This is a genomic window from Vibrio sp. D417a, from assembly GCF_030248595.1.
Classification (GTDB): Bacteria; Pseudomonadota; Gammaproteobacteria; order Enterobacterales; family Vibrionaceae; genus Vibrio; species Vibrio alginolyticus.
Genome location: NZ_JAHGAM010000004.1, coordinates 138,593 through 164,529, shown reverse-complemented (window position 1 = coordinate 164,529; position 25,937 = coordinate 138,593). Strand labels below are relative to the sequence as shown.

At 43.0% G+C, this 25,937-nt stretch carries 26 protein-coding genes; 10 read left to right on the top strand and 16 right to left on the bottom strand.

All coding sequences use genetic code 11. The features are described 5' to 3' along the window. Positions 1-72 precede the first annotated feature (72 nt). Positions 73-669 (top strand): DUF2238 domain-containing protein, encoded by a 597-nt coding sequence (locus tag KI742_RS04505; RefSeq protein WP_005376330.1) that lies wholly within the window; start codon positions 73-75, stop codon positions 667-669. Here the strand turns inward: KI742_RS04505 and cutA are convergent. The 5 genes from cutA to KI742_RS04480 all read right to left on the bottom strand — a co-directional run bounded on the left by cutA (position 631) and on the right by KI742_RS04480 (position 3,676). Further along, a complete protein-coding gene (gene cutA, locus KI742_RS04500; RefSeq protein WP_017634166.1) occupies positions 631-963 on the bottom strand; it encodes a divalent-cation tolerance protein CutA in 333 nt (110 codons plus the stop codon). The genes KI742_RS04505 and cutA overlap by 39 nt on opposite strands. Positions 964-977: 14 nt before the next feature. Beyond that, positions 978-1,229: a hypothetical protein gene (locus KI742_RS04495; protein WP_005376334.1), complete on the bottom strand. Its 252-nt coding sequence runs from the start codon at positions 1,227-1,229 to the stop codon at positions 978-980. Further along, complete coding sequence (locus KI742_RS04490) at positions 1,213-2,922, bottom strand: SgrR family transcriptional regulator (RefSeq protein ID WP_005386283.1); 1,710 nt, start codon at positions 2,920-2,922, stop codon at positions 1,213-1,215. The genes KI742_RS04495 and KI742_RS04490 overlap by 17 nt, the downstream gene beginning before the upstream one ends. 79 nt (positions 2,923-3,001) lie before the next feature. After that, positions 3,002-3,235 (bottom strand): DUF3389 domain-containing protein, encoded by a 234-nt coding sequence (locus tag KI742_RS04485; protein ID WP_005386281.1) that lies wholly within the window; start codon positions 3,233-3,235, stop codon positions 3,002-3,004. Positions 3,236-3,241: 6 nt separating this feature from the next. Continuing rightward, complete coding sequence (locus tag KI742_RS04480; protein ID WP_005376340.1) at positions 3,242-3,676, bottom strand: hotdog fold thioesterase; 435 nt, start codon at positions 3,674-3,676, stop codon at positions 3,242-3,244. 201 nt (positions 3,677-3,877) lie between these two features. On the opposite strand from KI742_RS04480, the gene KI742_RS04475 reads away from it, so the two are divergent. Further along, complete coding sequence (locus tag KI742_RS04475) at positions 3,878-4,666, top strand: M48 family metallopeptidase (protein ID WP_017634168.1); 789 nt, start codon at positions 3,878-3,880, stop codon at positions 4,664-4,666. A 74-nt stretch (positions 4,667-4,740) separates the two neighbouring features. Here KI742_RS04475 and KI742_RS04470 read toward each other — a convergent pair whose 3' ends face one another. Beyond that, positions 4,741-5,769 carry a site-2 protease family protein gene (locus KI742_RS04470; protein ID WP_021035977.1) on the bottom strand — a complete coding sequence of 343 codons (1,029 nt, stop codon included), beginning with the start codon at positions 5,767-5,769 and terminating at the stop codon, positions 4,741-4,743. Between the two features lie 422 nt (positions 5,770-6,191). On the opposite strand from KI742_RS04470, the gene KI742_RS04465 reads away from it, so the two are divergent. From KI742_RS04465 to KI742_RS04450, 4 genes are all read left to right on the top strand, one after another. Next, complete coding sequence (locus KI742_RS04465; protein ID WP_031781326.1) at positions 6,192-7,427, top strand: outer membrane protein transport protein; 1,236 nt, start codon at positions 6,192-6,194, stop codon at positions 7,425-7,427. Between the two features lie 20 nt (positions 7,428-7,447). Beyond that, positions 7,448-9,856: a VolA/Pla-1 family phospholipase gene (locus KI742_RS04460; protein WP_285384853.1), complete on the top strand. Its 2,409-nt coding sequence runs from the start codon at positions 7,448-7,450 to the stop codon at positions 9,854-9,856. Between the two features lie 136 nt (positions 9,857-9,992). After that, positions 9,993-10,202, top strand: a complete 210-nt coding sequence (locus tag KI742_RS04455) for a YgdI/YgdR family lipoprotein (RefSeq protein WP_005376349.1) — start codon at positions 9,993-9,995, stop codon at positions 10,200-10,202. Between the two features lie 289 nt (positions 10,203-10,491). After that, positions 10,492-11,049, top strand: a complete 558-nt coding sequence (locus KI742_RS04450) for a PhnA domain-containing protein (RefSeq protein ID WP_005376350.1) — start codon at positions 10,492-10,494, stop codon at positions 11,047-11,049. A gap of 186 nt (positions 11,050-11,235) precedes the next feature. Here KI742_RS04450 and KI742_RS04445 read toward each other — a convergent pair whose 3' ends face one another. From KI742_RS04445 to KI742_RS04435, 3 genes are all read right to left on the bottom strand, one after another. Next, on the bottom strand, positions 11,236-11,427 hold the full coding sequence (locus tag KI742_RS04445) for a hypothetical protein (protein WP_005376351.1): 192 nt from the start codon (positions 11,425-11,427) through the stop codon (positions 11,236-11,238). A gap of 279 nt (positions 11,428-11,706) precedes the next feature. Beyond that, the gene (locus KI742_RS04440; RefSeq protein WP_154204355.1) at positions 11,707-12,726 is read right to left on the bottom strand and encodes a TerC/Alx family metal homeostasis membrane protein; all 1,020 of its coding nucleotides are present in this window, start codon (positions 12,724-12,726) and stop codon (positions 11,707-11,709) included. Positions 12,727-13,348: 622 nt separating this feature from the next. Further along, a complete protein-coding gene (locus tag KI742_RS04435) occupies positions 13,349-15,091 on the bottom strand; it encodes a bifunctional UDP-sugar hydrolase/5'-nucleotidase (protein ID WP_086013033.1) in 1,743 nt (580 codons plus the stop codon). 268 nt (positions 15,092-15,359) lie between these two features. Between KI742_RS04435 and KI742_RS04430 the strand changes: the two genes are divergently transcribed. Then, a complete protein-coding gene (locus tag KI742_RS04430; RefSeq protein WP_213987057.1) occupies positions 15,360-16,994 on the top strand; it encodes an ATP-dependent endonuclease in 1,635 nt (544 codons plus the stop codon). Positions 16,995-17,147: 153 nt separating this feature from the next. Here KI742_RS04430 and KI742_RS04425 read toward each other — a convergent pair whose 3' ends face one another. Both KI742_RS04425 and KI742_RS04420 read right to left on the bottom strand, forming a co-directional pair. Next, on the bottom strand, positions 17,148-17,630 hold the full coding sequence (locus KI742_RS04425) for a DUF1097 domain-containing protein (RefSeq protein WP_017634175.1): 483 nt from the start codon (positions 17,628-17,630) through the stop codon (positions 17,148-17,150). Positions 17,631-17,858: 228 nt separating this feature from the next. Further along, entirely contained in the window at positions 17,859-18,764 is a 906-nt protein-coding gene (locus KI742_RS04420) for a LysR substrate-binding domain-containing protein (RefSeq protein ID WP_005376369.1), read from the bottom strand. A 301-nt stretch (positions 18,765-19,065) separates the two neighbouring features. Between KI742_RS04420 and focA the strand changes: the two genes are divergently transcribed. Further along, the gene (gene focA / locus KI742_RS04415; protein WP_285384851.1) at positions 19,066-20,517 is read left to right on the top strand and encodes a formate transporter FocA; all 1,452 of its coding nucleotides are present in this window, start codon (positions 19,066-19,068) and stop codon (positions 20,515-20,517) included. A gap of 137 nt (positions 20,518-20,654) precedes the next feature. Here the strand turns inward: focA and KI742_RS04410 are convergent, their stop codons facing one another. The 3 genes from KI742_RS04410 to KI742_RS04400 form a co-directional block, all read right to left on the bottom strand. Further along, positions 20,655-21,224 carry a YceI family protein gene (locus KI742_RS04410; RefSeq protein WP_017634178.1) on the bottom strand — a complete coding sequence of 190 codons (570 nt, stop codon included), beginning with the start codon at positions 21,222-21,224 and terminating at the stop codon, positions 20,655-20,657. Beyond that, complete coding sequence (locus KI742_RS04405) at positions 21,221-21,760, bottom strand: cytochrome b (protein WP_025767789.1); 540 nt, start codon at positions 21,758-21,760, stop codon at positions 21,221-21,223. Before KI742_RS04405 ends, KI742_RS04410 begins: the two co-directional genes overlap by 4 nt. A 174-nt stretch (positions 21,761-21,934) precedes the next feature. Beyond that, entirely contained in the window at positions 21,935-22,177 is a 243-nt protein-coding gene (locus tag KI742_RS04400; protein ID WP_005390155.1) for a DUF2164 domain-containing protein, read from the bottom strand. A 183-nt stretch (positions 22,178-22,360) separates the two neighbouring features. Between KI742_RS04400 and KI742_RS04395 the strand changes: the two genes are divergently transcribed. Both KI742_RS04395 and KI742_RS04390 read left to right on the top strand, forming a co-directional pair. Beyond that, positions 22,361-22,993: a hypothetical protein gene (locus tag KI742_RS04395; protein WP_005376385.1), complete on the top strand. Its 633-nt coding sequence runs from the start codon at positions 22,361-22,363 to the stop codon at positions 22,991-22,993. Between the two features lie 187 nt (positions 22,994-23,180). After that, the gene (locus KI742_RS04390; RefSeq protein WP_262606750.1) at positions 23,181-23,969 is read left to right on the top strand and encodes an EAL domain-containing protein; all 789 of its coding nucleotides are present in this window, start codon (positions 23,181-23,183) and stop codon (positions 23,967-23,969) included. 27 nt (positions 23,970-23,996) lie between these two features. Here KI742_RS04390 and KI742_RS04385 read toward each other — a convergent pair whose 3' ends face one another. Together KI742_RS04385 and KI742_RS04380 are read right to left on the bottom strand one after the other, a co-directional pair. Next, positions 23,997-25,256: a DEAD/DEAH box helicase gene (locus KI742_RS04385; RefSeq protein ID WP_005376383.1), complete on the bottom strand. Its 1,260-nt coding sequence runs from the start codon at positions 25,254-25,256 to the stop codon at positions 23,997-23,999. A gap of 67 nt (positions 25,257-25,323) precedes the next feature. Further along, a complete protein-coding gene (locus tag KI742_RS04380) occupies positions 25,324-25,926 on the bottom strand; it encodes an ACP phosphodiesterase (protein WP_285384847.1) in 603 nt (200 codons plus the stop codon). Between the last annotated feature and the right edge of the window lie 11 nt (positions 25,927-25,937).

Sequence of the window (25,937 nt, the reverse complement as noted above, 5' to 3'; positions counted from 1 at the left end):
TCAATTAAGTGTAATCATTAACACAATCTATGGAGTCCCACTGTAAGATAAATTGAAGGATCAAATAACTCTATGAAAAGCACCTCGACACTCTTAGGATTAACGATTTTTTATGCCATCGTGTTTTTATTTTCTGCGTTGGAACCTAACTCACGTGCAGTTTGGTTTGCGGAGATTATCCCGGCGATTGGTATTCTTGTTGCTATTTGGGCGATTTCGATTCGCTATCAGTTCAGTAATACGGCTTACTTTTTAATGTTCATCTGGCTCTGTTTGCACACTATCGGTGCGAAATATACGTTCTCCGAAGTGCCGTTTGACTGGTTTAACGACATGATTGGTTCAGAGCGAAATAATTTTGATCGCGTTGCGCACTTTTCAATTGGCCTTTACGCATATCCGATCGCTGAATACTTGATAAACAAAAAACGGTTCAACAAAGCGTTCTCTTGCTGGTTTGCTTTGTTTGCTATCATGTCACTTGCTGCTGGCTATGAGATTATCGAATGGTGGTATGCGGAGTTGGCTGGTGGCGATGAGGGAATTGCCTTTCTGGGCTCGCAAGGTGACATATGGGACGCCCAGAAAGATATGTTGTGCGATACCGTTGGTGCAGTGTTGTCGTTATTCTTAATGTCGGCTCAACGTCGATTCTCTCAACCATTCTAAATAAGGGTTAAACCCATCAACAATTGGAACCTGTACGATTTGAGCGACCTCGTATTCGTGCAGGTTTTCTATTTTCTCTTCCACCAATTCATAAAGTTCTCGACGAGTTTTGATGACTAGCAACCATTCGTTGTCAGTACAAACCTCCCCTTTCCAAACGTAGTGGCTTTCAATAGGCATTGTTTGAATACACGCGGCTAATTGGGCATCTAGCAAACCTTTAATGATCTGATCTCGATTTTTTTCATTACTGGTTGTACTTAAAACCATGCAATAGTCATGTTTCATACTCATTTTCTAGCCCTTTATTATTTCATCGTCACTTTGCCGCCAATCATTTTGTAAGCGGGGGTTCCTCTTACTAGGGTATCTCTTGCAAACTCTTGTCCGCAAGCGGGGCAAATACATGGGGTTTGTGTGAAATCGTCAACAATGCGCTCTTTGAAGCATTTAACCAGTGCTCCTTTCCCGCCTTTACGGTACTTAAATAGTTGAGTTTTACATTTAGAGCAAAAGATATCGACGGTTTTCGTCGGTTGTTTTTTATTCGGTTTCGCCATGGTTACTTTCTATATCCGGTTTGACCCATACATTATTAAAATCAAACCAACCTAAGGCATTACACTTTGCATTTTGTAACGCACCGCTGTGGTCTTTATTCACGCCTAGCCAGCAGTGAAACATAGGAATCACCTGACAGCTTTTTACTAACTGTCGTCCTAGCTCACGCGCAGGAAAGTCTGTGTGCATGCCGGCACGCCATTGATCGACAAGTTTAGCCCATTCACTAAAATCGTAACCTGAACTGAACTTCTCAATATCACTGTAATCCAGGAGCCAGCCCGCCAACGCGTCATTTCGGTTCGTTGCAATGCCCATAGCTTTCACCCAGATATCCACTTCCTCCGGTGCGGGCGGTTGAGAATCATAACGAATAAACTCAACCTCTATACCGTGCGGTTTTAAGAGTGTCTTGATGGCCTTGGCAACTACTGGAAACATCGGATGCTTTTTCTGATACGCTACGGAAATTACCTTATTAGCCTGTGGTACGCTGCCCGCTTCTGCTGGCCTAAGATCAATCCAACCGGGCTTAAGGCCAAACGCTTGCAATACTCCCAGTTCCATCACTTTATCTTGTGGGACATGCGCGTAAATCTGGTGACTGTTGAGGGTTTGCGAGAGGAACTCTGCCCAACGTGGATCTTTTGCAATCCCGGTGTTTTTGTTTAGTAATAGGAATGTACAGCCAGGGTCCAGCTCGACTTCATCGGATGAACCTTGTTTATCCATCTTCGGTTTTGACAGGCTTGGATAAACCATTGAGGAATAGGCTTCATCGATTACCCACACCTCCACCTGGTCAAGTAAAGGGCGAAAACCAAAGTAGCCATCAAAAGCAGTCAAAATAAGACGCTTATCATCATTCATTTTAACTTGGAACGGCCCTGTCCCTATCGGTTGTCTATCGAAGCTTTCAGAACGCAAAGCACTCGGTAGCAAAATTTTTGCTTGCGACTCACTCAGAGCCAGAGGAAGGTAGCGATCAGGACGGACGAGCTCAATATCAACGGTCCACTCTTGTGGTGAAGACACCCGCTTTATGTGAGAAAACAAGTTCAAGCCATTTAACGCAAGCACACTCTCAAGAACACAACTGGTTGTTAACGGTTCACCATTATGAAAGCGTACTCCACGACGAAGATAAAAACGCCAATGTGTATCAGAAATTGCTTCCCACGTGTGGGCTAAATCTGGTTGAAGTTGTTCATTTTCATCAAGGCGAGTGAGTCCGCTAAAAATTTGTCTGGCGATGTGCTGTTCAGAACGCCGCATCGGTTTCTGCGGGTTTAACATCGACAATGGTCGATAATAAGGCAAACGCACGACCTGCTCGCCCTGTCGATGCTGAAGCCCTAAATAACCTTGGATAACCTGCGTCAATCGTGCCGCATCGTTATCAAGCGCATCTAGAGCCTGACCGATTTTCCCTTCATCGAGATAACGCCTGGCGAGGTTTTCGCTGACGTCGCTTCGATTACGTTTAAAAACGAGTTTCGAAAGTTTTCCTCGACCCGCTGCCGGATGCCACTCAATCCAGCCCTCTTCTTCAAGTTTATTTAGAACAATACGAGCATTACGACGTGTACAAAACAACGCTTCGGTGATGTCTTCGAGCTGAACGTCCGTATCGTGACCGGAAAATTTTTCAAACAGTGTTTCGAACTGAACACGTAAACGAGGGCTACTCATAAAGAGGAAATTCTTATCTTGTTGTCGATAAGCTAAGTTTCCTCATTTTTTCCAAAAAGTGCAAACATCACACTATAAATTATTGAATATCGATACCAATTTCTCGCGAAAGTTCAGCCAGTTGTACCTCGTTGTCCAGCTTGATAGACCATTTGCACTCTGCTCCATGAGATAAAACAACGTTCGCTCCTCTACCCAGCAACTGAATTGCATCGGTTTGCGCTTGCAAGGTTACCATTGCACTGCCGGAGAGCTTAATCACTATTTCACGCTGGGTTGCAATGATTTTTCCTAATGAAAACTCAATCACCATCTTAGTTTATACCGACTTTGTTTTGTGTTGTTTCACAGCGATGGTCAAGCGACTGGTACACACTAAACGGCCTCGCTCATCAGTGATATCGATTTGCCACACTTGCGTTGAAATACCCAGATGAAGCGGTTTTGCCGTACCAATCACATGACCACTTCGCATGGCTCGCACATGGTTCGCGTTAATATCTAAACCGACGCAGTAGCTGCCCTCATCGACAGAGAAGTTTGCAGCCAATGAGCCTAATGTTTCTGCGAGCACGACTGATGCACCACCGTGAAGCATTCCTAAAGGTTGATGAGTAAAGCTGCATACGGGCATGGTTGCTGTAAGGGAGTCGTCAGTGAAATCTGTATATTTAATTTGTAGGTGCTCGATCAGGGTATTTTTTGACGTGGCATTCAGAATCTCTATGCTTACGGGCTTTTTCCATATACTCATTGTTTTACTCTTAGTTTCACAAACTGGTTTGTTAGGTTGTAACGATGTGCTAGGAAGCTAGCATAGACGCTACTTGGGCATAACTTCAACACGTAACATCTCACCTTCTTTATTAATCAGATGAATAACTTGATCCATGCATCATGTTACTATTTGGGTATATACTATTGCTTCAAAACAAAAAATTAAATGGAGCCTGTTATGAAGGTATGGATGAAAGCCTCTGCTCTTTTAACTATCGCGGGTTTAACAGCGTGTAGCGCATCACCGACGGGTCGCAACCAGATCCTGATGTTTTCAGATCAGGAAATGTCATCGCTTGGCGCTAAATCTTTCGAGCAAATGAAGAAAGATATCCCAATCAGCAAAGATCGCAAAACGAATGCCTACGTTCAATGCGTTGCCAAACACATCACTGACACCATTCCCGCTCAATCTGGATTTAAAGACTGGGAAGTCGTTGTTTTTGATAGTGAACAAGTCAATGCGTTTGCTCTACCAGGTGGGAAGATCGGCGTGTATACCGGGCTTTTAGATGTCGCGAAAAACCAAGATCAGTTGGCAACAGTTATTGGTCACGAAGTCGCTCACGTCCTCGCTGACCACAGTAATGAACGTCTTTCACAAAGTCAGTTAGCAAATGCAGGGTTGTCTCTAGCAAACGTTGCCATTGGAGCTTCCGAGTACAAACAGTATCAACAAATGACGATGGCGGCACTTGGTGTCGGTGTTCAATACGGTGTTATCTTGCCATACGGTCGTACTCAGGAATCCGAGGCTGATATTGTCGGGCTGGAATTCATGGCAAAAGCAGGTTTCGACCCACGTCAAAGTGTCGATTTATGGAAAAATATGAGTGCTGCATCAGGTGGTTCTCAACCACCTGAATTCTTCTCAACCCACCCATCGCACAGTACGCGCATTAAAGATTTACAAGCAACCATAAATAAGCTGCCTGCGTATAACGCGAAAGCACCAAGATGTGGCTAATTCATTGCTACTATCGTCTACTACTTAAGCTTGCCAAATAAAAAAGCTCCCTAGGGAGCTTTTAATGATTCTAATCAAGTGCCCAATATCTGTAGCGGCAAACTTAACAAACTATCTCCGAGAGTGGCAAAATACCAGATGATAGAAACAAAACCTCCGACAGAGACCAAGTACCAAGCCAGTGAGAATAGCTGCCCATAACGGGTTAATGGCAATAAATGGCTTTGATGTCGAGCTCTCCATTCCATCACCACTTCCAACATTCCCATTAACAATAAAAACCCTAGCAACGTCAGACCGAAATAGTAACTGATAAAAATGCCCAATAAAGCGGTCGCAATACTGCCAACTAACCCGACCCAAGTATTCATTGAGAAGGTAATACTTTTGAGCACATGGCCACCATCTAATGGTAAAATAGGCAGCAGATTAAATAGGTTTAGCAAGGCGTTAAACACAGCAAGCCCAGCGAAGATTACCTCACCAGTCATCCAATAAAGCAAAGTAAAAACAATACTAAGTACTAAACCGAAAAATGGTCCCATGATTGAGATAACCACATCCTGCCAGCGCGTGTTTATCTTTTCGTCACTTAGCGCCAAACCACCTAGGAATGGAATCAAATAGATTCCTTTGGTCTTCATTCCAAAATACTTCATCGCTCTAATGTGACCATATTCATGAAAAACCAAGCAAGCGATCAACGCTAGCGCGAACTCGATGGAAAATAGCCAAGAATATGCAGCGAGACTTGCAGACGCTAACGCCACTTTAATAACTTTCGCACTTTTAAGTGCTTTCATCCCAAGAGATACGAGGCCTATTACACTTAAACGCTTTTCGGATGGTGGCGTAACTTCTGGCACTTGGCGCTCGATGTCTTTTTCATTTCGACAACCTTCGTTGACGAGCTCACCGTTAATTGTGACCTTGTAACTCAATTCAAACGGTTGCCATGTTAAAGAACACTCTAAATGACAGTTCAGGATTTCCTCACCCGCAGAGAGCTTAAACTGGTGTAGACAAGTCTCTGCGGTATTGTCACTGGCATCGATTTGAGACACCAACGTATTATCCCAATATAACTGCTGCCACCCAGCCATCGATCCTTCGAGCCTTAGCGAACGACCTAAAAATTCAACATTCAGTAATTCCAATGCGGTTCCTATTGCGTCTATTGAATAACTACATAGCGAGCGCGAATTATGCCTGTGAAGTGAAGAAACAGCAAAGCGAGCTATCTCTTGATTTGATCGTTATTTAACTATAAAGCTCGCAAAACAATTCTGGTCGTACCATTCTCTTCAAAAATATAACGATAATACATGCCCTTACAAGCCATCGTTTGACCTATGCATCATATTTAAAACGCAAAATACGCTCAAACTTTGACAAGTTATTAAACATACAATTAACATTACATTTACATCACCGTTGTATTTCGCGTATTAACAATTGGTGTAAGTACCACACAACAATTACAAGGACTTCGGTCCAGCATTATGACACCCTAGGAGGGTCAAGGATGAACAAGAAGCACTGCTCTCTGCTTACAATTTCAATATTGTTTGCGTGTAATGCCCACTCAGCGGGCTTCCAGGTAGCTGAACATTCGGCATCTGGTCTTGGTCGAGCATTTTCAGGTGAAGGGGCTGTCGCAGATAATGCCAGCGTCCTTGCTCGTAACCCTGCAGCAATGACACTTTTCAAAGAAGCTCAATTTTCGGGCGCGTTATCTATCATCGACCCTGAAGTCGATGTGTACGACACTGTAAACAATGAACACGCGAAAGATGTCGCCCCTTTACAGATCGTGCCAGCAGGTTATTACATCAGCCCTATCAATGATAACTGGGCTTGGGGTATCGGTATGTTCACAACATACGGTGTTGCTACTGACTATCCAAATGATATTTCCGCAGGTGATATGGCGGGTGACACTTCCCTACTTTCAGTAAACATCAACCCTAATGTCGCTTACCGTATCAACGAGTCTTTCAGTGTCGGTGGTGGTATCAACCTCGTATACGCTGAAGCAGAGCTGACTCGCCACAAAGGCGCACTCGCCGGTATTTTAGGTGGTAATAAGTCCGATAACCTTGTCGGCATGGAAGGTGAAACTTTCGCTTGGGGTTGGAATGTCGGCGCTTTATTTGAGCTAAATGAAAACAACCGTTTTGGCTTTGGCTACCGCTCTAAGGTTGATCTAGATTTTGATGACGGTGAGTTTAGTAGTTACGACTCTGGTCGAGCTTCATCACCAAAAGTTGATGGCCGTTTAAAAATCTCTCTCCCTTCAATTATCGAATTATCGGCTTTCCATCAACTGAATGAACAATGGGCTGTACATTACGGCTGGCAACAAACCGACTGGAGCACATTTAAAGAACTAAAAGCGACCAGTAACGAATGTAATGACGGAGTATGTTTCTTTAAACCTGAGAAATATGAAGACAACAATCGCTACTCCATTGGTGCAACTTACATACTTAATACAGACTGGACATTCCGTGCAGGCTTTGCGTACGACGAACAAGCAGGTGAAGCGACATTGAGTATCCCTGACAGTGACCGTTTTTGGTACAGCGCGGGCCTAACTTACGCAATGAATGAGAATTTAACTTTCGATGCAGGCTTTGCACTTGTTAAGAGTAAATCAGGCTCTTTCACTGAGACAAATGCTCTGGGTGAAGAGATTAAGTTTGACTCAGAAGGTACTGCTTACATCAGCGCGGTACAGATGAACTACACCTTCAAATAATGGGATTACGGAGTAAACCAATGAAACACACGTTTAAATTATCAATGCTTTGTTCTGCAATCCTTCTTGCTGGTTGTGGTGATGATACCTCCAGTTCTGGTACTTCCGACAAAGTTCAATTTGAAGATGAAGTCCAAGCATTGCTTGATCGCGAAACATCCATCAGTTTTACGCTTCAAGGAGCGAACGCAGATGTACCGGCACCGTCTTACTTATTAATGGACACAAGCGATGGTACGCTTGGTCTGCCAACTGATGGCGATGATGCTTTAACCAACCCTAGAGCCTCAATGAACACGATGGATGGATGGTCAACGTCTATGCCAATCGTTCTTAACTTCAACGGCGACGGTTTTGCAACGGGCATGCTGTCGTCTGGTGTTAAAGTCATCAAGATTAATCAACGCTTAACCGAGTGGGACCGCAAATCTAACCCAATCGAAGAAGAGCTTGTTCAGAACCAAGACTACGTAGTTCAAGCAAAAGGTAACTCTCTATACATCCAGTTCTTGGCTTCACTTGATGAGTCAAGCGAGTACATTTTTGCGGTTACACAAGATGTTACTGACGTGAATGGTGAGCCAATCGGTACATCAGCCAGTTACGCGACAGGTAAATCGAAAGAAATCGTTTATGAAACTGGTGCTCTTGCTTCTGTTCAAGCGGTGACACAAGCGGTTGAAGGCATTTTTGGTTTAGCTCAAGTTGACCCTAACGACATCGTTTACTCCTCATGGTTCAGTACCCAGTCTGTAGGTGATACGTTAGCGGCAGTCAAAGGAGTAACCGCTACTGGTTTTTCTACCGGCGCAAACACACTAAATACCGTTTACAAAAATGACTCAAACGAAGGTTCAGTTGACTTATCAACGGCCTACACAATAACGCTCGGTGAAACCCAAGACTTTAGCACTGCGCTAGACTCTGACGATGACTTTAGTAAATACATTAGCGATCTAGACGCAGCTAAAACGGCAATTAAAGGCCTTTACATGCAATCAGGTGCCGATGTAAGCGTGACACAAGGTGTGGTAAGACTGCCTCATTATCTGGAAAAAGGCACAAGCTGGAACATGCAACCAATGGTATCTGCGATGCCAAGCCTAGCTAAGCTAAGCGCAGCATTAGCGGATCCGAACGAGCAAGCAAACATGGTTCAGCAGCTATCAACAGGCGTTTTTGCAAATGATCCTGTTGATGTGACAAAGCTTGCTACAGATCCTACAGAGCAGCTAAAACTTGTTGGAGCTAAGCTTACTCTTACCGATGGTACCCAGCTTGATAGTGAGCGTATCATTACTCGCTACTCGCCTGTTCCCGTAGTGAAATCGGTTGAAGATGTCGAAGTACTGGTCTTCACACCTAAATCTGGCGTCGCGACAGACGTTGTGATTTATCAACACGGCATCACCTCAGCGAAAGAGAATGCGTACGCGTTCGCGTTCAATATGGTAAAAGCTGGTGTGGCAGTTATCGCTATTGACTTACCTATTCATGGTACGCGCAGCTTAGATGAACAACGTTCCGCAAATGCGAATGTACTGGCTTATCTAAATCTTTCCAACTTAGCCGTTGCGCGTGACAACCTACGTCAAAGTGTTCTGGATGTGTTAGGTTTGCGCGCTAGCTTGGTAGTATCTGCTCAAGGCGGTCTTTTAGCTGGAGGTCCTCTGCAAGGCTTCAACCCAATGACGGGTTCAAAAGTCAAAATGCTAGGTCATTCACTTGGCGGTATTGTCGCTACATCTGCCGTCGCAGCAGCAAACAATACATTGGGCAGCCCTACTGCGGATGCACTGTACACCTTTAGTTCTGCATCAGTACAGAACTCTGGTGGACAAATTGGTAATTTGTTACTGGGTTCAGACAATTACGGCCCTCAGATCAAACATAACCTCGCTTATGCAGCATCTAAAGACTATGCGACTTACGCTGATGCATCATGTGCGGATCTAGAAGATAAAACATGTTACGAAGCATTTGAGGCTGCGGCAACGGAAGCTCAAGTAGCAGCGCTAGAAGCAGGTTTCTCACAATTTATCTATGCAGCACAGACTACACTAGACACTGTCGATCCGTTCACAAACGCTTCAGATTTAGTGGCATCTGGTTCGCTAACGACACCATTCTTTATGACAGAAGTGGATGGCGATAGCACAGTACCAAACAGCGTTCCAAATGCACCATTCGCGGGTACTGAACCGCTTGCTAATAAGCTAGGGTTGAAGACTGTGAACAGTACGGACACTACTGTGAATGCAACTGCGAGCTTTGTACAGTTTAATGCTACTGCATCGCACAGTACTTTTGCTTCGCCAAATGGCACTTTGTCTGATATTGATCATCATGTAGAGATGCAGATGGAAAACACTGACTTCTTAATGGATGACGCACTAACAGGTGTCACTAACACTTCTGTTTTGAAGTAATCGCAACACCCTTCCTACCAAAGCCCAGTTTCTACTGGGCTTTTTCATTTCAATTGTATTCAAACCCACTCATATTTCCTCTGCTATAGTTAAATCGATGTCTTTGCCTAACTCACTTGTTTAAAAGGAAAACTCTATGCGCGTATTGACTGTTATTGCCACTGTATTACTTCTTGCTGCATGCGGAAGTAGCCAATATCTGATGTCGACAAATGAAGGGAAAATTATTACCTCTTACGGTAAACCAGACCTGAACGAGGAAACGGGTATGTACGAGTATGAAGACATGGATGGTAAAGAAATGAGCATTTCAAAAGAGCAAATTGTCCAGATTGTCGAACGTTAACGACAGGCCCTCTGTAAATTAGAGGGCTATGTTCTAGCCACTCTCTCTCTACATTTACCTCTTTTAGGCTTGCAATCGTTGTAGAAATTGACACAACTAATTCATAAGCCAAAACAATTAATAGTGTCTTTTATACTTCCGTATTATTTATTTAGCGAATATTTTACATCTTCACCTTAATCAGGTTGGAGTATTGTAAAATCTAGTCTTTAATTCGCTAACACCCTTTTATTTCTCAGGATAAAGTGGATAATACCGCCACAAAATAACATTACTAAGGTGAGTCCTTATGTCTATTGAAGCTACTCTGCTTGCGCGCTGCGAGTCAAAATGTGAACTGTGTTCTTCTGAATCTCAACTAACTGCATACGCTGTCCCACCTCACGGTAATGTGACGGTTGATACTGCCATCATGGTTTGTGATAAGTGTCTGGGTGAGATCGATGAGCCAAAAGACATTAACCACTGGCGTTGTCTAAACGAAAGCATGTGGAGCCAGGTTCCTGCTGTACAAGTGACTGCATGGCGCCAACTCACTCGCCTAAACACAGAAAGCTGGGCTCAAGATGCTCTTGACATGATGTACATGGAAGAAGAGCAAATGAACTGGGCAATGAAAGGGATGTCTGCTGACGATAAAACGGTTGACTGTAACGGCACTGAACTTAAGAAAGGTGACGATGTAACAGTAATTAAAGACCTACCAGTAAAAGGCACTAACCAAGTAATCAAACAAGGTACAGTGATTCGTGGTATTAGCCTTGGCGATGATCCAAAGCTAGTTTCGGGTAAGGCAAATGGTGGTCAGTCGATGTACGTGATCGCAGAATACTGCCGCAAGAAGTAATATCGCACTTCAGTCATGTCAAAACGGGGCACCAATGGTGCCCCGTTTTTCTATACAACACTTAATCTACTATCATGTCTACCTCCTCTAGAGTGTTTCTTTTCTAGGGCGTAGGTTGAGTAGGCATGTTTTACAAATAAAAAAAATACCGGCTCATAGGCCGGTATTTCTTACACTATTTCAATATTAACGGTACATACCGATGTCTTTTTGAATATGTGCTGACAAGTCTTCTGCGTAGTAACTGCGTGGCGCAGTGTTATCTACAAATAGAATGTCCAGTAAGTGAGCAATCAGTCCTTTGAAGTTAACCGCGTAGGTTTTCTTATCCATAGAGGTTGGTAAAGCTACATTTGTCATTTGCATTGCTTGTGCCATGATTGCCTCTCTTTAAAAGCAGTAGTCTGTTTAGTTGGTTGTATATTAGTCAGTTTCTTATTGTTTAAGAAATGACAAATTTTACCCATTCAAATTAGAATTTCTAATAAAACAAACTCATTACAAAACTCAAAAATACAAATGAATAATAACGGCATAAATAATCACAATTGCTGTAATTACATTGAATAACTGAACATTACCTGCATAATCGCCCCTTAATCAACAACATATATTTAACAATATTTTTCGTTATTTCTTTTGATTTTAGTGCTTACTTTATATTTTTTGATTAGTAATATTAACGCTAGTTTGACGCTTCGCTTTATTTTTTAGGAGTGATGCCACCACTGCCGATGTCATCACAACAACTAAAAATGTGAGAGACCATGTTGTCGGAATCTCATATTCTGTTCCAACCAATAGCATTTTTACCCCGATAAACATCATGATTACTGATAATGCTGGTTTTAAGTACACAAACTTGTCTAACATTGCTTGAAGAACAAAGTACAGCGATCGCAAACCCAATAATGCAAATACGTTCGCGGCTAAGACTAAAAATGGCTCTCGCGTTACCGCGAATATAGCTGGTATAGAATCCAACGCAAACATAACGTCCATTACTGCAATGACACCGACAACGATCAGCATCGGTGTTGCCACCCACTTACCAGTTTGCTTTAAGATTAAGTAATTTCCTTGGTAGTCATCTGTAACTGGCAATACCTTTCGAATCAACTGCTCAGGATATGGATTAACCTCTTCTGCTTCGCCTTTGTCGCGAGCTAACTTAACACCCGTCCAAATAAGGAAAGCAGCAAATAAGTACAATACCCAGTGATACTGTGCAAGTAACTGAGCACCAACCGCAATCATGACAGCGCGTAAAACTAGCGCACCTATCACCCCCCAAAGCAATGCTCTCGGACGCAAGTGCTCCGGCACACTGTATTGTGCAAAGATGATAGCAAACACAAACAAGTTATCCACGCTTAGCGACTTCTCTAGTAAGTAACCAGTTAAGAATGAAATCGTTGCTTTGTCGTTCGTATAAGCGCTATGTGGCGCGTAAAAGTCCCAGAATAAATAAATAGAACCTGCAAAAACAAAGGCAAGCAAGAACCAAAAAACACTCCAAACGATGGCTTTTTTCATCGTGATAATGCCACCACGTGTTTGATAGATATCAAGCGTAACAAGAACAAGGGTAAATAAACCAAAAGCACCATACATCGCTAATGATTCTTGAAGAGGCACTGATTGGCTCAATTGGGTGGTATTTTCGATAAGAGACATATTTCCTCCCATGGCGGAAGGACTTCGTTTGGTGACCTTCCGCAGACAATAACAACCAACAGTCACATAACGATTATGTGCTGCTAGTCAATGAATGCGTTGGTCTCGTTGAAGTGTTGACGTGAATGAACCACGTAACACCTTTACTTACCGGATAAGCTGATGCTTAACGAGATGACGATAAGTAAACTTGCGCTAACTACTCCCCAAACGCCGACATAATAACGCCGAGCGTCAGGCTTTCCAACAAAAAAGCCTTGTCTTATCGAAATAAAATTCTTATCAAAAATCAGGAAGCACTATAAAAAGAAAGAAATGGATTCAACCACCTGAACTTTAGTAAACAGACAAAAAGCAGCAAATGGCTCAAGACAAACTCTTCATTGGTTAGAACCCTAACGGGGAAGATAGATACAAAAAAGGAGCATTACTGCTCCCTTTTGTAACATCCACATTCTTAGCAATTCAAAAGCCGCTTAGAGGCACAAAGTAGACCAGTGTTGACCAAATTGCGATCCAGGCAACCACGACTGCCGTATCTGCCCAATCTTTATTCCACATACTGCCATCCTCATCAACCCATGTAGTAAGTGGAGAGCAGCAAAATCAATACCAGTATCTATTATCGACGTCGCTTTGTGTAAAGTTTGTGACTTTGATTCAAACAGTTTGGCTCATCGGTCAGGAGTTCAATAAAACAATCAGCCATGGACAAACTGGTCACACGTCCTTCTCCTTTCATCTCCTGCAATGCGTCGTACCCCTCTTTCCCTTTCATCGTATAGGCAGAAGAAGTCCCTCGATACCAAACATCATCTTGAACACCAACCCATTGTTTGCCATCAAAAATCACTAATGATTGAACTCTTTCACCTTTTGGGGCATCTGCGTGGTACTCGAAGTTTAAATTGTAAGTGTACGGATAACTGCCAGATCCAGTGCCTTCTACGCCATTGTTGAGTGCATTATTTATCGCGCCTTCAAGTGCACGGCGAATAGCGCTGCCTTTTACATCGTAAAAGCCGATAGGAACGGCAAAAGGCAACAGTCGTCCGGCAATGTCTGCCACTGTGATGTTGCCAGGGTTCAAAGAGGTTCGCACGCCACCCGCATTATGAATTGCAAATTGAACGTCATATCCACGTTTGTTTAAACAGTGCAGAAATGAGCGGGCAACGGAGGAAGCCAACTCACTCTCACCAAATTCATCGGGAATTCTCACATGACGCTTTTTGGTGTCAACACTAGCAATGACTTGTGACTGTAACTGCCTGACCTGAGGAATATATTTATCGCTCAGGATAGCTTGAGTTTCCGGGTGTTTCTTACAAACCACGACATTCGGTTGACCATGGATGAAGTCGCACGCGGTTTCGAATACACCTTGGTCGAGCTGTTGGTTTAGCGTCGAGTCCCAAAAAATACGCCGGCCAAGCAACAGTTCATTTTGTCCACTCAACATCGTTGCTTTACCGTGTTCATCAAACTCAATGACGCAGTGCCCCATTGTCAAAGCATGGAAACCCGCTTGCACCACATAGGTATCATTAATTTTGATACCGTAGGGATCGTCTTGTCCTAACCCTATTGATGAAAAATCACCTTGCAACCGGTGGCTGTGTCCACCAACAATTATACCAATACCTGCGACTTGCTCAGCTAACTCTAAATCACCTTCATAACCTAAGTGGCTCAGAAGAATAATATTTTTTATACCTGATGAATGGATTTGTTTTACGGTCGCCTTGGCGGTTTCAATTGCTGAGTGAAAAGGCGTGTCTGCATCAGGGTTTGCGATGTCGCTCATTTTATCTATGGATAATCCGAAAATCGCGACCCGCTCACCATGGAATTCTTTAACAATGTATTGAGCGCTCTGTGTATCCGGTTGGTAACTATATATATCCTTGCAATCACTGATACGGTGAGGTTTTTTAAGTGATTCATTGGATAAATCCCAGTTGCCAGCAAGCAATGGGAACTGAGTACGTTGGCAAAACAATGCAACTGGCTCATTCCCCATATCTAATTCATGGTTACCTAACGCCATTGCATCAATCTTTAATGCGTTCAATAAGTCGGCATTGGCTTTGCCTTTAAATAGTGAGAAATACAGCGTGCCTTGGAAGCAATCTCCGGCATGGAGGAACAACATCCCATGACCTTGGCGCTGAGCATCATCTCTTAACTGCTCGACTCGGGTTGCGATACGAGAAAAGCCGCCAGCACTGACATAGGGTTCTAGCGTGAGTTCATTGTTTATCTTAAGCTTTAACTGTAATGACGTTGGTTCAAAGTAGGAATGTGTGTCATTGATGTGTGCCAGTTTGATTCTCACTGGCTTATGATTGTTATTCATCTTCATCTTCTCTTTTTTCATTCCTTATAATAATAAGAAGTGAATCATGACAGAATCATGAATTTTATGAAACTGCGATTTAGGATTTCATGTTTAAGTGATCACGATGCTGTCCCCCAGCTTTGAAAGCAAGCCTCGCTTGTAACGGTCTCTATTCAGTAAGAGGCTCTCGTAATTTTGTGAACTGAGCTTAACTCAAAAATTCCGAATTCATATATGCTTAGGAGTAGCAAAATAACTCTCGATAATTCAAATAATTGCAAGGAGGATTGAGATGAGACTAGAACGCATCGAAATCTCCGGGTTTAGAGGCATCAAACGCCTTTCACTCTCTTTTGACGAACTCACCACGCTTATCGGTGAAAACACGTGGGGCAAATCATCATTGCTCGATGCCCTTTCCATCGCACTACCTGCCAATGGCTCATTGTATCAATTCAAACTGAAAGATTTTCACGTTGACTACTCAATTTCTCATCCACAAACACAACACTTACAGATCATTGTTTGTTTTAAAGCACAGGATAAAAACGAAGTAAAAGCGGGACGCTACAGACGCATAAAGCCTACATGGTGCACCAACGAAGATGGTGAGCAAGTCATTTACTATCGTATTAGTGCGTCTCGCGATGAGCACGACATTAATACAAAGTACGCGTTTTTGGATCATAACGGCAAACCCAAAAAACTTCACCACTCAGAGAAACTCGCTATTGAGTTAATGACACTTCACCCTGTAATCCGACTACGTGACTCCCGACGCTTCCCAGATTTAAACCATGTCAACGGCGATGGTAAAAATGCTCGGATTGAAAAACGAATCAACAACACCTGTCGACGCTTATTGGCTATGCCTGGCCATGTGAATAAAGGTGAGATTCGTAGTAGCCTCGACTCAATGCAAACGCTTGTTGAACACTATTTCGCGTTCAGAAGTGTCAGTAAAGGCAACCCACGCAAACCTCGTGATGGTCTTTTCTATACAAGCCCTTCCTCTGATAAAGGCTTGAGTCAGTTCTTGAAAGAAACCAATGACAAACAAAGCCGCTTGCTTTTAATGGGGTTACTCAATGCCTATCTTCAAGCTAAGGGTCCCACCGATTTAAGGCGCTGTGCGAGACCAATACTGATCATTGAAGATCCAGAAGGTCGACTGCATCCAACTCATCTAGCGAGAGCGTGGTCCTTATTGCAATTGTTGCCAATGCAAAAGATATTAACCACCAACAGTGGCACGTTACTTGGTTCTGTTCCACTGTATTCAATCCGACGTTTAATTCGGTTATCAGACAGAACCATCGCTAAGAGTTTAAACTCAACAAAGTTTGGTCGAGACGAGTTGCGCCGAATTGGTTTCCATATTCGTTTTCATCGTTCAGGAGCATTATTTGCGCGGTGCTGGTTACTTGTTGAAGGCGAAACCGAAGTTTGGCTTTTTCATGAACTGGCTCGTCAATGCGGGTATGACTTGGCTGCCGAAGGGGTTCAAATCGTTGAGTTTGCTCAATCAGGTCTAAAATCACTCATCAAAGTAGCAAAAGAGTTTGGTATTGATTGGCATGTCGTTACCGATGGCGACCCAGCAGGGAAAAAGTACGCGCATGCAGTGCGAGCACAGCTCGACCATGATCAGGAAAGGCATCGACTTACGGAGTTACCCGACCGAGACATCGAGCACTTTCTGTACAACAATGGTTTTGAACTTTTCTTTAAGGACATCATCAAAGTTCCTCATGACCACCCTATCCCTGCTAAAAAAGTCGTAAATCGTGTTTTGAAAAAACATGCAAAACCGGACTTAGCTTTGGCTATTGTTTCTCATTGTGAAGAGAAAGGCATGGAGTGTATTCCTGTTCTTCTGCGCTGGACACTTAAACGCGTTGTTACCATGGCCAACGGCAATACATGAGTTAGGCGTATTTTACACTCAGCGTATTGTCTTGTAATACAAAAAAAGCACACCAATTTGGTGTGCTTGTATCAAACATCATTAATTTTGATTAAGGGTATTGAGAGGGATAAAACTCAATACACAGTGGATACCAATAAGATCGGGGGTTCACTACTGTGCTTGCTCAGCAAGCGAAGAAGAAGTAGCGGTTGATTTCGTATGCAACCATAGCCCTGTCGCTTTCATTAGATAGCCAAACACACCACCTAGCAACAACGATGGAATGACTAGTTGCCAGTTTCCGTCAGCCGCAAATGTTGCGCATGAACCAATAAAAGTACCAGGGATGTACGCGAGCCAAGCCTGTTTAGCTTGAATACACATGAAGAATGCCACAATAGCGGTAATCACATAGCCAATAATTTCCAACCCCACGTAAGTGGAACCGTGAATAATTACCATTGCCCAGAATACGCCTGTCATATTGGTGATTAAGCTGATACCTAGTCCTTTCAATCCGCTCGTTGGCGCTGCAAAGTAGCTCGTGCAACCTAAAAAACCAGCCCAAGAAAGCAAACCTAAAGAGATGGCGATCCAACCCCATACGCCAGATAAAATTCCAGTAGTGATAGAAATAGCTAAAAGTGTCGTCATGGTAGTCATACCTGCTCGGCTATTATCGTACCTATATGGTTCAATAACTGCCTTCATACATTGAAATCAAGGACACATGTTAGATACATCAGCTCAGCTTATCGGTGATATTGATCACAATAAGATATTATTATTTTCACAATTTACATTAAAAGTTTGACGCAACCGATAAATCAACAGATTTAGGGAATAAACCCAACTCATCTCGTAGGCATGTTTAATCAACCTTTAAAGAACTGAAGGCTTCCCTTTCATCATTCGCAGTCCCTCTCTTTTAATGCAGTCGACTAATGGGTTTTCTGCCATATCTGAGCGCCATATAAATGAAAGCGTCCTTTCCATTTTTAACTCAGGTACATTTAATGCCACAAGATGACCTGCTTCTATATATCGCTCTACATCTAAATACGGTAAGCAAGTAAGGTACTGACCATTAGCAACTAAACTACGTAACACCGGAACGTGTTCATACTCGCGCCACACATCCAAATCTTCAATAAGGTGGTGAATGGAACTATCAAATGTTTTTCGTGTGCCAGAGCCATGCTCTCTTAGTACCCACTTCGCTTGCTCTAACTGCGCAAGGCTAACAGACTGATTACGCGCAAAAGGATGATGAGAAGCTGCGACAACAGTAAGATGATCACGACACCATACTTCTTGGTGTAAACGGTTATCATCACAGCGCCCTTCAATAATCCCTAAGTCATACTTGTAATCTAATACCCCATCAATCACCCCTTTTGTACTTTGTACACCGAGGGAAATACGCATTTCTGGAAAGTCATTATCAATGATACTGATAAGGTCGGGAACTAAGTGCTCTGCTGGGGTTTGACTAGCTCCCATACGAATCTCACCGCTCAATAAATGTTGCTCATAGAAGCCCATTTCAATCTGCAATGCATCTTGTAGCAAGCGTTTTGCTTTTGGTCGTAACCACATCCCCCAATGGGTTAACGCCATTTGCTTGCCTTGCCTCTCAAACAACGGCCTGCCAAGCATCTTCTCTAATTGCGCAAGCGACATACTCGTCGCTGATTGTGTTAAAGCCAATTTTTCTGCGGCTTGGCTTACACTGCCGGTATCTGCAACTGCGTCGAAAACCGCTAATTGCTTAAGTGAGTAGCGCAAAGTGTCCTCCATTATTAGTGGGTATTTCCCAATCCCCACAATTGTTAAAGCATGCCCCAATAAGCAATAGAGTTCATTTTACCTAGCCCCGTAAAGTTATCAATTAATTTGATGAGGTTTCTAAATATTATCAATTTTACCTTACTAACCGTTCTCCCTATTCTGAGTACGCGGTTCGGGAACACCGCAAGCCTCAATGGTTTTGAAACCGAAGTCATTGAGGCTCTTAATAAAAACAACAATTTCATTTTTGAGTTAATAACCAAGGATTTTTTATGCGATTACAAATTAAGGAGTCAATATGGCGGTGACCAGTTCTCAAAATCACCAGTATTTTTCTCCAAAAGAGATGATGGTTGAAGCGGAAAAATTTGCGTTAAGTAAGGCAAACAAAACCAGCAGTATGACATTAAGCCTCGCGATTATGGCCGGCGCGTTCATCGGGTTAGCATTCTTGTTTTACATCACGGTGACCACCGGCAGTACGGGCGCTGGTTGGGGCTTGAGCCGCCTAGCTGGTGGACTCGCATTTAGCATGGGATTGATCCTCATAGTGATCTGCGGTGGTGAATTATTTACCAGCTCCGTCCTATCCAGTATTTCTTGGGCCAATAAGCAAATCTCGTTCGGTAAGATGCTTTCGATCTGGGGCAAAGTTTACGTTGGTAACTTTATTGGTGCGATGTTCCTACTTGCGCTGGTTACTGCTGCTGGTCTTTATCAGATGGATAGCGGTCAATGGGGATTAAATGCGCTTAACATCGCACAACACAAACTTCACCACACTCTCATTCAAGCGTTTGCACTCGGCATTCTCTGTAACCTATTGGTCTGCCTAGCGATTTGGCTAACATTTAGTTCTGCAAATGCAATGACAAAAGCAGCAATGACAATTTTGCCTGTGGCAATGTTTGTCAGCAGCGGTTTTGAGCACTGTGTTGCGAACATGTTTATGGTTCCACTTGGTATTGTTATCGCGAATTTTGCACCTGAATCTTTTTGGGCATCTGTCGGTATGCCTGCGTCACAATACGCAGACCTAAACATTAGCCACTTTATTACCGCTAACTTAATTCCTGTCACGCTTGGCAACATCGTCGGCGGAGCGGTATTAGTTGGCCTTTCAAACTGGTGTATTTTTCGCCGACCAGAACTAAAAGCAGCGAATATTTCTTCTATCACTACAACTACAACACTGTCGTCAGTTAAGGATTTCACCATGAAAAATGCCTCTTTTGTTAAAGACATTATGAACCCAAAACCAGTCACCATTCGTGCAGAAACGCCAATTGCAGCCGCGCTGGATGTGTTACTTGATAACAACGTAACTAGCGCACCTGTTGTAGACGTACAAAATCGATTAGTTGGCTTCTTCTCTGCTCACGATGTGATGGTAGAACTATGGTGTGAGGACTACATTCCGGTGAAAGACCAAAAAGTCGTCGACATCATGAGCCGAGATGTGGTCGCAATTGACGCTGGTGATCGCCTCGTTGATGTTGTGGAATTCCTATGTATCGATAAAGAGCAGTTGTACCCAGCGAGCAGTATGGGTATTGCCACTCGCTTGACGTCTTTGTCTCTCGAAGAACGCGCTAAAAGTATCAAAGTAAGTAAGCCACAAGTGCTTCCTGTGCTTGAAAATGGGCAGATGGTCGGGGTGGTTACTCGTACTGAAGTATTAAAAGCACTACGCCCGATTTTTGGTGAGCGTTTAAACCTAGTGGAAAAAAGTGAGTTAGAAACAGCGTAATTCGCTAAACATTTACAACGTCTATTGGCTTTCAATCGCTATCACTGACTGGTTTATCGATGTTAGTGATGTGATTAAGATAATAAAAAAGCGCTCTTCAAGTGAAGAGCGCTTTTAGTGTATCTAAAAGGAACTAATTACTTCTTAATACCTTCGATATGAAGTTCCATATCGACGTAGCTTGAAGCACCCATTACTGGGATGTCAAAGTCAGCAAGCTCTAGGCGAGTGTTGCCAACAAAGCCAGCGCGCTCGCCGCCCCATGGGTCACTGCCAGCACCAACGAATTCAGCCTCAATAGTAATAGGCTTAGTAACACCGTGTAGCGTTAGATCACCAGTTACATCTAGTTTGCCATTGCCTTTATCAACCACTTTTGTGCTCGTAAAGGTTGCTTCACTGTATTTACCAGCATCGATGAAGTCACCACTACGAATGTGTTTGTCACGTTCAGCATGGTTTGAATCTAGGCTGGTTGTATCAACAACAACATTTACTTTTGAGTCAGCAATGTTGTTTTCATCAAAAGAAAAGTCACCAGAAAATGTATTGAAACGACCTTTGATGAAACTGTAACCCAAGTGGCTAACTTTAAAGTTGATTGAAGCGTGAGCACCTTTGGTATCGATGACATAATCTGCAGCTTGCGCACCAAATGGCAGTGCCATAGCGATAGCTAATCCTGTAGCGAAAAGTGACTTTTTCATTTTGAAGCTCCTAACATTTTTCTTAATGTGTTGTCTTTATCGATAAAGTGGTGTTTTAGTGCAGCAATAGCATGTAAGCCTGCAATCAGGATGACTGCCCAAGCTGCATAGAAGTGAATCTCACCTGCAATATCTGATTGGCCTGGGAATAACTCTCCCGCTCCTGGCACGGTGAACCAATTAAACACTTCGATGCCGCGTCCATCAGACGTTGAAATGAGGTAACCTGAAACAAAGATGGTGATCAATAGTAGGTACATGACACCATGCGCTGCTTTAGCAGCAAGCACTTCGTAACGTTTGCCTTCTACCTTTGGTGACGCCGTCACATGTTTCCATACGATGCGTGCCAAAGTTAAAATAGCGAGTAAAATACCGACAGAGCGATGGTAATGCGGCGCAGTTCGATACCATTCGCTGTAATAGCTAAGGTCGACCATCCACAAACCCACTGCAAATAGACCAATAATGCACAGCGCTGATAACCAATGCATCACGCGTGCAGTAAGGTTGTAATTCTTTACCAGTGTATCCATCTCAAGTTCCTAGATATATTCCTAAGTTAATGCTGAGCAAGAAACACTACATTAACCTATTTACGTCATATGAAACAGATTATTTACCATCATTTACATCCAGCCAATGGTACCGTATCTATCAAGTTGTTCGAATTTTTTGAAGGAACTTTAAATCGTTTGTAAAACTGAAACTTACAGCTTAACTTCTTGTTCTATCTCATACAGCTCTTCGGAAACTTCTAACATTCTGCGTTCAACCAGTAACTTAGCATCTTCAACACCCTTGTTATAATAAATTGGCCCTAGTTTTTCTGTAATAAAATCAATTAGAAACTCACTATCGAACTGGCCAATTTCAACATCTAGCTCGTCTTGCATGTAATCTTGAATGGCGGTGGCCAACGCCTCTTTTTGTGCGCGTTCTAGCTTTATCATTTTTTCCCTTTCAAATTTTTGTTCAACTTCTGCTTCTTTCGTGTTGCTCTATTAAAGATTAGACACGGTCATTTGTGAGAAATTTGGTGTTTAGATCAAGAAGTTGCCGAAGTAAATTAGTCTATTCTCAAAAGACTATGCTAACCTTTTGCAGTTCGTTTTGTAATTATTAAGGGATATTCTTTGCTACTCGACCTAGTTATTCAAAGTGTTAATGATTTTCAAGACGACTGTCTTAAGCTGTGTGAAAAGCATTACCCTGCGGTGCATAACCAAGGCATGAGTGAGCATCATCTTGGTCTCGCTTTTTCAAGAAGGATGGAACATACTTTTCGTCACTTTGGATACAACTGCGTGATAAAGCCAATCGAAGTGTTGGATTCTCCAGACCTTCCCCATCACTATCGAATTTCATCCGACATTGGCACTGTCTGGGTTCTGAGTCACCATATGGTCAGTGCCGGAAAATCTTGCCGGGAAAACTTACTCTCATCAATTACGGAATGGCAGAGTGAATATGGTTATGCCTTACAGCCTAATGACCTACTCTTTTTGGTTTGCGATCATTGGATAAGTCGCAGCAAAACGAGCCGAGAATTGCTTCATTGGTGGATGGGGGAACTACCCGATCAGATCAACGAATACACAGAACAAGGAATCACACTGTACACCAGCGAGTCGCAACTCACGCAATCTTTGGACACTCGATTCGGTATTAGCCCTTGTTACATTAAGTTTGGGCATCCTTTACGGCGTTCGAACAAACAGCAGTTAGTCAGAAAATATTTGCAGTTGTATGCCGTACTGCAATGGTAGCATCAAATTGAAGTGCTGAGATTATCAATTATTTCATCAATTTGTTTGATATCACTCGACAAAACTACCCATCCATTACCATCGTTCTTGCTTGAGTTAATGAGCACACTTAGATTCATTGCCAATGAAATAGAAAAATTAGCGCGATAACGCTGATGTTGAGACATTGATTTAGGTTGTGGTAACAATGATGAACATCTCGCAACTACTTAGTTGCATCCGGAAAGAAGCCGACGGGCAGTATATTGCGAAATACGCGAACTTCACTCTCCGCAGTGTCTTTCAACCCATATATAAGAACGATATTTCCATCGTTGGCCTTGAAGCACTGGTAAGAATTAGCAATGCTAATGGCACTATGGTTAGGCCAGATCAGTTTTTCCAATCCAAAGCGACTCCCACTCAAGATTTGCTCAATGTTGAACGCTTAAGTCGCCTAATCCATATCAAAAATTTCTCTCAGTCTCGCTTTCACACAAAACAATTGTTTCTCAATGTATTACCGGTAGCGGCAGAGATACTAGTCAAAGACATCACTTATAACCGACTGCTAAAACAAACCATTTATGAATCGCATTTGATGAATGAACAAATCGTCATGGAGTTACTTGAATTGAAGGTGGAGGATGAACTCTCTTTGTCTCAAGCTGCTCGGGAGTTAAGTCTTGAAGGATTTAAATTAGCGATTGACGATTATGGCGTCAATGCATCGACAACTGAGCGAGTGAGAAGCGTTTGCCCAGATATAATCAAGATGGATCGCTCTTTATTGCTAAGGTATGAAAACGGTGAATTTAAAGCGCTTAACGATGCATTATCACTCGCAAAAGCGTTATGCTCTAAAACCGTTATCGAAGGAATTGAAACCGAGCATCAACTTCGCTTAATGAAAAAGCTCGGTTTCGATATGTATCAAGGGTACCTACTTGCTATCCCCCAAACGTTAGACGTCTATGAAGAGGCAAAAACAGCCTGATTATGTAAGAACAAAAGTTTGCGCGGTTTAGCGAGAGCTACGTGATTTACCACGATTCTTATGAATCGCCAATTTTGCTTTTAGCTTACGCTTCTCTGATGAACGACTACGACGGCGCCCACCCCCATTTTGTTCAGGCTCAACTTCTTCTACAAGACTTGGTTCGAAACCTGCCAGCCATTCTTGGGGTAAGCGTTGATCAAGCAGGTTCTCGATAGCTTGCAACAAGTACTCCTCATCTCTACTCATCAGAGAAACCGCCAAACCTGACTTTCCTGCTCTTCCAGTGCGGCCAATTCGATGGACATAATCTTCTGCTTTGAATGGCATATCAAAGTTCACGACTTGTTCTAGCTCTTGAATATCTAACCCTCGTGCTGCCACATCGGTTGCAATCAAAGCACGCACCTTACCTTGTTTAAATTCATCCAAAGCTCTTTGGCGGGCGCCTTGTGATTTATCGCCGTTGATAGAAACCGCTTTGATGCCATCTAACTTGAGCTCTTTCGCTAACTCATCACTACCTTGCTTCGTTTTTGTAAATACAAGCACTTGCTGCCAATTCCGCGAGCCAATTAAGTACGCTAGCAATTCACGTTTCCGTTTTTTATCCACTGGATAAACCATTTGTGTTACCGTTTCAGCAGTCGTATTTGCTGGTGAAACTTCGACTTCAACTGGCGATTCCATGAGTTTATACGCAATAGTTTTGATTCGCTTCTCAAATGTCGCAGAGAACAATAGGATCTGTTTCTCAGCAGGCAAACGTCGGAAGATGCGCTGCAAGTCAGGCCAAAATCCCATATCTAACATACGGTCGGCTTCGTCTAACACGAGCATACCGGTTTTAGAGATGTTTACGTTACCATTAAACAGGTGATCCAAAAGGCGGCCTGGCGTGGCAATCAAAATATCAGCGCCCTCTTCTAACTTTCTCTTTTGTACGCCAATGCTTGTACCACCATAAACACACACAATGCGAAGTTCTGTTTCTGCCGAGTACTGATTCAAATTATCAAATACCTGCTGTGCAAGCTCGCGTGTTGGAACCAAAATCAATGCTTGAGGTGTGCCATTAAGTTTCTTTTGCTGAACGGTTTGTATGATAGGTAAACCAAACGCAGCCGTTTTTCCCGTACCAGTTTGTGCAGCAGCAAGTAAGTTTTTTCCTGCAAGGACGTGTGGAATTGACTTTTCTTGCACTGGTGTTGGCGTCACGATATTTAGATTGCCTAGCGTCTCGATTAGCTTTTGTTCGATGCCTAAATCAGCAAAATTAACAGACATGTGTAACCTCATTATTTTTGGAGCGCAGAGTTTACCAGAGCCCCTAAAGCCATACTACTTTTCTATCTCATTGAGTTGAGTCATTAAGCTGTTGCTGAAAATCATACGACTGGCGCAAAACATCTCGATAAAGTGACGAGAACTTCTCTTCTAATTCGGTGTAATCACTTTCAATCACTTTAAATGTTGTGGTTAAGTCTGCCATTCTAGGACTTCTTTGCGACATCCGATGTAGTGCAAATTCTATATTGTCTAGATCTTGATAGGATTGAAGCCATCGGCCATGCCACATTCTGCTGTGGAGCACCAAAAAACGTGGCGGCAAATGTTCATGAACCTCTCGGTTTAGTCTCTCGTATGCCGTTTTTACAAAGTGTTCGAGAGGCACGGAATGAAAGTCGTTCCAGTGTTTTGCGAGGCAATGATCCCAAAACATATCCAAAGCGATAGGTGCAAAACGTCTCGCAACACCAGTGAAATGAGGCTTACATTCGTTGACGATTGGATGATGATCGGTAATACGGTCAACAAATCTATGTAATCTGATGCCATTTGAGATATCGCGTTCATACAGCTTGCTTGGATCTCCTTTTACGAAGTCTCCAAGCAAGTTTCCCAACAAATGGCTGTTACTGTGATCTGCGATATGCAGGTGGGCTAGAAAGTTCATTCGACGCCAGT